The organism is Xanthovirga aplysinae (assembly GCF_009711365.1).
In the GTDB taxonomy this organism is placed as follows: Bacteria; Bacteroidota; Bacteroidia; order Cytophagales; family Cyclobacteriaceae; genus Xanthovirga; species Xanthovirga aplysinae.
In genome coordinates, this window is the sequence record NZ_SMMB01001015.1 from 1 (window position 1) to 6,606 (window position 6,606).

Annotated in this window: 8 protein-coding genes; all 8 read right to left on the reverse strand. The window is 37.4% G+C overall.

Features of this window, described 5'->3' with window-relative positions; genetic code table 11:
• Window positions 1–257 (reverse strand): hypothetical protein (locus E1171_RS10440; protein WP_155205950.1); only part of this gene is annotated, 257 nt, incomplete at its 3' end.
• Between the two features lie 528 nt (window positions 258–785).
• Window positions 786–1,178 carry a type VI secretion system tube protein TssD gene (gene tssD / locus E1171_RS10445; protein WP_155205951.1) on the reverse strand — a complete coding sequence of 131 codons (393 nt, stop codon included), beginning with the start codon at window positions 1,176–1,178 and terminating at the stop codon, window positions 786–788.
• Window positions 1,179–1,251: 73 nt separating this feature from the next.
• Complete coding sequence (gene tssD / locus E1171_RS10450) at window positions 1,252–1,638, reverse strand: type VI secretion system tube protein TssD (RefSeq protein ID WP_155205952.1); 387 nt, start codon at window positions 1,636–1,638, stop codon at window positions 1,252–1,254.
• Between the two features lie 200 nt (window positions 1,639–1,838).
• Entirely contained in the window at window positions 1,839–3,716 is a 1,878-nt protein-coding gene (locus tag E1171_RS10455) for a type VI secretion system baseplate subunit TssF (protein WP_155205953.1), read from the reverse strand.
• Window positions 3,717–3,731: 15 nt separating this feature from the next.
• Window positions 3,732–4,166, reverse strand: coding sequence for a GPW/gp25 family protein (locus E1171_RS10460; protein ID WP_155205954.1), 435 nt, complete (start codon window positions 4,164–4,166; stop codon window positions 3,732–3,734).
• A gap of 4 nt (window positions 4,167–4,170) precedes the next feature.
• On the reverse strand, window positions 4,171–4,881 hold the full coding sequence (locus tag E1171_RS10465; RefSeq protein ID WP_155205955.1) for a hypothetical protein: 711 nt from the start codon (window positions 4,879–4,881) through the stop codon (window positions 4,171–4,173).
• A gap of 65 nt (window positions 4,882–4,946) precedes the next feature.
• Window positions 4,947–6,299: a DUF5458 family protein gene (locus E1171_RS10470; RefSeq protein ID WP_155205956.1), complete on the reverse strand. Its 1,353-nt coding sequence runs from the start codon at window positions 6,297–6,299 to the stop codon at window positions 4,947–4,949.
• A gap of 7 nt (window positions 6,300–6,306) precedes the next feature.
• Window positions 6,307–6,606, reverse strand: a 300-nt coding sequence (locus tag E1171_RS10475) for a hypothetical protein (protein ID WP_187696386.1), incomplete at its 5' end; no start/stop codon positions are given.

Here is a 6,606-nt window from a genome sequence, read left to right on the forward strand (position 1 = left end):
CTTACATCAAGAGTAATGCTCCCGTCTGAAAGTCCCACACAACTCTCTGAACTCGGAACAATACTTTCTATGATTACTTCCCCGGCCCCTACTTGCTCAATCTTTCTTTTGTTTACTTCTTCAACACCATCAATGGTATTCCCATGAGAACTATCGATAACATCCAGTTCCAAGTGTGCTACACCCGGTGATTCATTCCCTTTTAAACTTCCCAAAGACAAAATTAAAGCAAAAAAGAATATGTAAAGCTTCTTCATAAGCCGACTTGATTCAGTTCGGTGATTGAATATTCTCAAAATTTTTAATGTTTTTATGAAAGGATAAACCCTTAAAAAGGGATTTCCTGTTAATCTATCAGCTGGAAGAATCTCCCCCTTCCCCCAGGCTGTTATCAATGTCTTTTTACTTGGCCCCATGTGTTCATTACCAAGCAATTTTATGATCCATTAAAATAGGACCATCTACCAAAAAGTTCCCAAAGTGGAATTCACCTATTTCTTAGACTAGAAATTTACGGTTAAAACCAAAACTGGCTTTAACGTCTTATTTTTTTATTTCAAACCCTACTCAACCATCTCTCCATCAACAAAAATAGGCTACCGTTGAGCCCATAAGTATTCTAAAAATCAACAACCTGACTAAATTCCTTGCATATCCTATTACTCCTCCTAACAAAACCGTCACTTCCTTTTCTTCGGTTAATCAAAAAACTAGCAGTTTTTTTAACCTTAGAGCCTCCTCCACACCACAAGAAACTAGCGAAAATCTTATTTAATCATAAGGAATTAAAACCCTCCCCAATTTCTTTGGAAAGCAGCAGTATTTCCTTCCAGCTCCTTAGCAATGATTTCTAATTCCAGCATCATAGGGCTATTATTATCCGAATAGAAAATCTCCTTATACCTACTGCAATAGCCCTTCTTAAAAGTGATAGCCTGCATGGTACTTTCCGAATCCCTATTAAAAAAGGTAATCACCCCATCCTTTGTCTGTGTACTGGAGATCACCCAGTTCATAAAATCTGTTTTTTTATTGAGCTCTATGCGCAGATTAATATGCCCACCCTCTGTTTGGGATGCAGGTTTACTGTTATGCCCTGTATTCTGATAAAACTCAAGATCGTAGTACAAAACGTTGTACGACTCTCCGTCTATTTCCAATTTTGCTTTAAATGACATAATTCCAAATTATTAAATAGACCCATTGAATATAGAAAAAAGAAGGGCTCAAAGAGCCCTTCATCAAATAGGATTATACCCACTCATTAATGTGTTCTCCATTTCCAAGAGCAATTTCTTTTGCAGAAATGGTAAATGCCTCAGTTAAAGGGTTAGCACCTTCTGAGGAAAAAATCTCCTTATACTTTACCAGATAGCCTTCTGAGAACTTAAGTTCTTTCATTTTGGCATCAGTATCCCTTTTCACAAAGGTAATGGTACCATCTTTTCTTTCGAAATTGTTGGTCATCCATTCAAAGAATGATGTGTCTCCGGTAGACTCCACTGTTAAATGAATACGTCCACCTCTTGTAACTGAGGATGGTCTTCCAGTAGCATCTACTTCCTGGTGCAAATCATAAGCACATTCAAGAACGTTTACTTCCGCTCCTCCAACGTTTAATTTTGCTTTAAATGACATAGTAATAAAATTAAGTAATTAATAAATAATAAATAATATAGTTGAAATTACTAATTTTCATTTAAAAGCAACAAATTTTTTACAAAAAAAATACAGTTAATTAGCAATTTTATTAACAGAATAAAATAAAAACCCGCGAAAATATAATTATATTCAAATATATACAAAAAATATATAATTTATTATATTCACTAAATTCATCAATTCAAACTAACAACTCTAAATGGATACACACTTGAAGCCCTTTCTTTCAATTTAACTTTAAGGTCTTCACATAAGAATTCCCACTCATCTTTTGAAACCGCTCTATCCTCAAAAACAGAGGGAGACAACTGCACGTCTATGGTCCTCACAAACCCAGTGTTTGTGGATGGATCAGTGATCACTCCCTTGCTTACTTCTACTTTATCCAAGGCCTGTCCAAAATGCTTATAACAAAGTGCTTTAATATCCTGTGTGGTCACCACCCGATTACGACTCAACAAAGCCTCCCTATAGGCATAAATTCTCTCTTCTGCTTTAGGTTTCTCTCTTCCTCCCGTAGTAGCCAACATATTGATCATAGTCTTTTCCTGCAAGTTGGCACCCGAATAGGAGCGAAACTTTTGACCGGCCTTAATATTATTCGCCAACACCCCATTGGTAGTCCAGTACTCGGCAAAAATACTTTTCGTCGATTGCTGTTCGTCCTTAGCCAAATTCAACATGATGTAAGGAACGGCACTTCGACTTAATTGACTTTCTTCTGAATTTTGTTCCAGGGAAGCGATGATTTGATTTAATTTTCTCACTTTGGCTGCTAAAAAATCACCTCCCAGGGCGGCATAGGAAGCACTTTCGTCTTTCAAAGTTTCTAACAAGTGCTGTAGCAGTTCTGAAGCATTCCTGCTATCAAATCTTCCTACGCTTCCATTCCGAACAATGGCCACATTTTCATTACTCTCCTCATTACCATCATAGGCTTTTTGATCATAAAAATTACCCTCCGTATCATAAACACTTTTTACATCCAAAAAACTATTTTCGGAGGACAGTGGTAAAATATTTAAGAAAGGATTTACCTTTTGATTAACTGACTCCAATTGTTTATTGATTACAGGAAAACAATTAAGGGCCAGCTGAACATCTTCAATGATCTCATTAATTAAGGAAGGAGGAAATTCAAACTTCAACCAAACGATGTCTTCTTCAAGTTTTTCTAGTACCTTCTCTTCAAAAACATCCACAAATTCCCTTGGATAAGTACTTTCCTTATCTTCATGGTATTTCTTCAAATCGATTTCCTCATCCAGGGTCATAAATTTATTACTATAGAAAGCATTCACCTGAGCATAGACCTTGCTCATGGCATTATAGTTATTCTTTATAATCCCCTCAATATCGAAAGTACCGTCTTCTGAAGAATTATATCCTGAACGGAGTTTAAGCGGATAATTATTGGCACTCAGTTTTACTTGTTTCAAATAATGATAAAAAATCTCTTTATGTTCTTCATTTCGAACATGAAAATAGAACATAGGCTTTTGCAGAATTTCCATTTTCTTATCTGCAGCCACACCCACCCACAAATTGGAAGGTTTGAGGTATTGGTTTGGCTCTGCGTGTGCCAATACAGCTTTATTCTGGTAGTTTAAGGTATGAAACAATTTATTGTCAAGGGCCACATATTTTACAGCTGCATTTACCAGACTGAAACTTCCAGTGGGCCCAAAGAAAATTTGCTTCTCTAGGGGATTTCCCGGATCATATTTATTGGGAATTTTATGATTTACATAAAATTGGTTAGTAGGTTGAAAAGTAAAATTGCTCTCTACTGGCATGGCATGTAATACGGTTCGAGCGGGAAGAACTCCTCCTCCATTTTCGGTTGTCATCACCTCCAACAACCTGTCGAGTACCCTGGCATTTGAAGCTTTTATTTCACCATAGATGGACTCCAACTCTGCTGCACAGCTGGCCAATAACAGGCTCACTAATGGGTCAAATGCTGTTTCGGCTTCAGCCTCCGGATAACCCCATAGTTTGGCAGCACGTTTCAGTATCCGATCTTTAATCCGCTCTTTTGTATTCTTGCTCATTTAAGGATTTTAAGTTTAATGAAACGACAAAGGACCAATATAAAAATATAGCTGAGTAGAAAAGGGTTTATTATTCTTTACCAAGGTAGCATTTACAAGAATATCTGCTCTTTTCTTAGCTCTTACTTTGGAGGTTTGGGATGACAATCCACTGTCAGATATTTGAACCTCCAGGTTTATCTTTTCAATCCGTTTTTCATAACGCTTTATACTCTCTTCTAAAGAATTTTTCACATACTCTCTGATGATGGTGTTATTGGGAAATATTAGAAAATCAATTTCCCAAATACCACACCCATACAGATCATCATGTTTAAAGTCTCCAAAACCAGTGGTAGCAATCAACCTTATGTGCTGGCTAACAGATTGTTCCAAAGTTGCTTTTTCCAACTCCTGCTTTTGAATCACCTTCCCCAACTTTAGCGGAAATTTATAATAACTGCCATTCATCCCTTTAGAAATATATTATTTTATCTACCTTTCCGGTTTCGGATAATAAATATTCTTTTCCTACTTTTTTTCTTTTAACCAGGCTCATTTTAATTTCGGGTAACATCCCCATAAAACGCTCCCTCTCCATAATATCTCGGATAAAATCATGACCTTGATTACCATCCAAAATTCTCATAAGGGCTAGGTTTTCAAATACCGCAAGGGGTTTTTCCAAATCCCCTGACCCAACCAATAATTTTTCTGTACCTTCTTCATTTTTTAAAACAAAGGCGATATATCGTTCGGGTTTGAGTATACGGTGTCTTTGTAAAGTAAAATGCTCCACTTCATCATTTTGCGGTTCAATCGCAAAATTTTGGAAGCTATAAATATCCTTCTGGAACATGCTTACACCCAACAATGAAAAAGATCTTTGCCTTACTGGCTCTTCTTTATCCGGTATTAAGGAATCCCGAATTATTTTATAATAAGTTTTTTTATGGGTTACATCATCAGTAACCAAAACCTCATAACAAGGCAACTCAATAGTTTTGGCTTCATCAGCCCCTATTTTCAACAAAACTTCCGCCTTCCCGGACCTTCTATCCGAAACTTTAATGGAAATCGTTCCTCTTTTCGTTTCAGTATCGTACTCTGTCACCACTTTTCCCTTTCCAGCATAGAAAGGGGATCCCTTGCTGTCGGTCATTCCAAGAGACGTATCTAAAGCCATTTCTCTCATAAAAAATCTAAAAAAAGGATAAAACCTATAGAAAGGTTTATCCTTCTATTTAACACTTAGCCTTGTGCGTATTCAGTATCCCACTCATTACCATCATCCCCTCTATGTCCTTCCATTTTGATCATAAAGTTTTTCGCAGGGAAGTAAGGTTTCATATGAATATCCAAATGAATTTTATCTTTCTGAATTTGATCCTGTTCGAACCTTCTTACCTCAAAGTTTTCAATAAGTTTATCCGGACCAGTAATACCATCAAGAAACTGAACTATATTTCTCATGATCTCTTTTCTGGTTTTAGCCGAGAAGTTCTCAAATGCTCTTCGGTTCAGAAAATCCATCAACACTTTGGTCACATAATCAAATACCCTTACAACCGAATAGGTCTGTAATCCTAGATTATCCCCATTGAATAAGGTCTTAGCTGAAAAAGCCATCACTTTTCCGTATTCATTCACCATAGGAACCAGCCCCATAGCTTCCAGATTAGCCACTTCACTTTTCTTCAGGTCAAAGCGTACACCTTCGATTTCGTTAATTCCACCGAATTTCTTTCCAGCCGTTACCTGCGACATTAAGGTACCATAGATTTTTCCTGCCAATCCTGCTGAAGGAGGAATGTATAGGTCTTCCGTTTCCCCTATATGCTCAAATTTTCCTCTTCCCACTAACCAGTTACAAGTCATGATCAGATTGGAACGGTGAACTTCTCCACCTGCAAGCCCTGCCAAATCAAACATCTCCATTACATCATCCGGCTCGTCAAGATGCACAAAGTCAGTAACCAACATCACCTTATTAGTATGTGCAATTTTCGCCCATTTTTCAACCACCGCATTGGATCCAAGATAACCTGGTACTACCAATAACCCATAGTTGTTTTTCAAATCAAGTCGATCATAATTCTGTATCAACTCATTATGAATAGCATCAATAAATCTAGTATTATCCAGATCTTTGAGTTGATCAAGCTCCGCATTAATTATGGAAACATTCTTCACCCGATCACTTTCTGTATTCTTGTAAAAAGAAGCTACCGTACGGTAAGACTTTTCCAGCTCCGCAGTAGCTTTCACCGCCGAAGCCAAGTTGTTCTTCAAAGTCGCTTCCGATACTTCAGATTTTTTCACACTTTCTGTGATCATATCGGCGATATTATCACTAGAAGAAAGAATCTCCGTCCACAATTGAAGTTTCTTCTTTAGCGTATCCCTTTCTGCTTTCTTGCTTCGCTCCGTTAAGAAGATCTGCTTCCTGGCTTTCCTATCAGGGTTCAGGTTCTGACTCCCATCTACTGCCAACTCTATAAGATCAAACCCACCAAATCGGGCTAATTTTTCACTTTTTTCCTTCAGACCTAGGGCTTCCTGAGCAGGTGCCACTGCAACAGCCTGTTCGCTTTGTTTTGCCATGTTTATATTATTTTGCTTCTTCTAATTCTTGAATTAATGTTTTCATCACATCTAAAAGTGCTTCTTTTGAATCTGCGTCCTGCAAAGCGGCTTTTAAAATTTTATTGGTTTTCAATTGCTTGATAATGTTCTGAAATTGGTCTTTCTCAGTTTCCAGCCCTTGAAGAAACTCACTTTGAGCCGTCATTCCCTTCACTCCAAAATCCCCCAGGTTTGAAAAGTGAAGTACTTCTTTCTTTGAAGCGCCATTTTCATCTTCAAAGTCCATTTTTACCTGTGGAGAATAATGTGCAAAAACTTCCTCTAC

What these genes read in the sequence shown, in the direction of transcription:
- tssD (WP_155205951.1), bottom strand. Translation starts at nt 1,178, where the DNA reads ATGTCATTTAAAGCAAAATTGGAAATAGACGGAGAGTCGTACAACGTT.
- tssD (WP_155205952.1), bottom strand. Translation starts at nt 1,638, where the DNA reads ATGTCATTTAAAGCAAAATTAAACGTTGGAGGAGCGGAAGTAAACGTT.
- E1171_RS10455 (WP_155205953.1), bottom strand. Translation starts at nt 3,716, where the DNA reads ATGAGCAAGAATACAAAAGAGCGGATTAAAGATCGGATACTGAAACGT.
- E1171_RS10460 (WP_155205954.1), bottom strand. Translation starts at nt 4,166, where the DNA reads ATGAATGGCAGTTATTATAAATTTCCGCTAAAGTTGGGGAAGGTGATT.
- E1171_RS10465 (WP_155205955.1), bottom strand. Translation starts at nt 4,881, where the DNA reads ATGGCTTTAGATACGTCTCTTGGAATGACCGACAGCAAGGGATCCCCT.
- E1171_RS10470 (WP_155205956.1), bottom strand. Translation starts at nt 6,299, where the DNA reads ATGGCAAAACAAAGCGAACAGGCTGTTGCAGTGGCACCTGCTCAGGAA.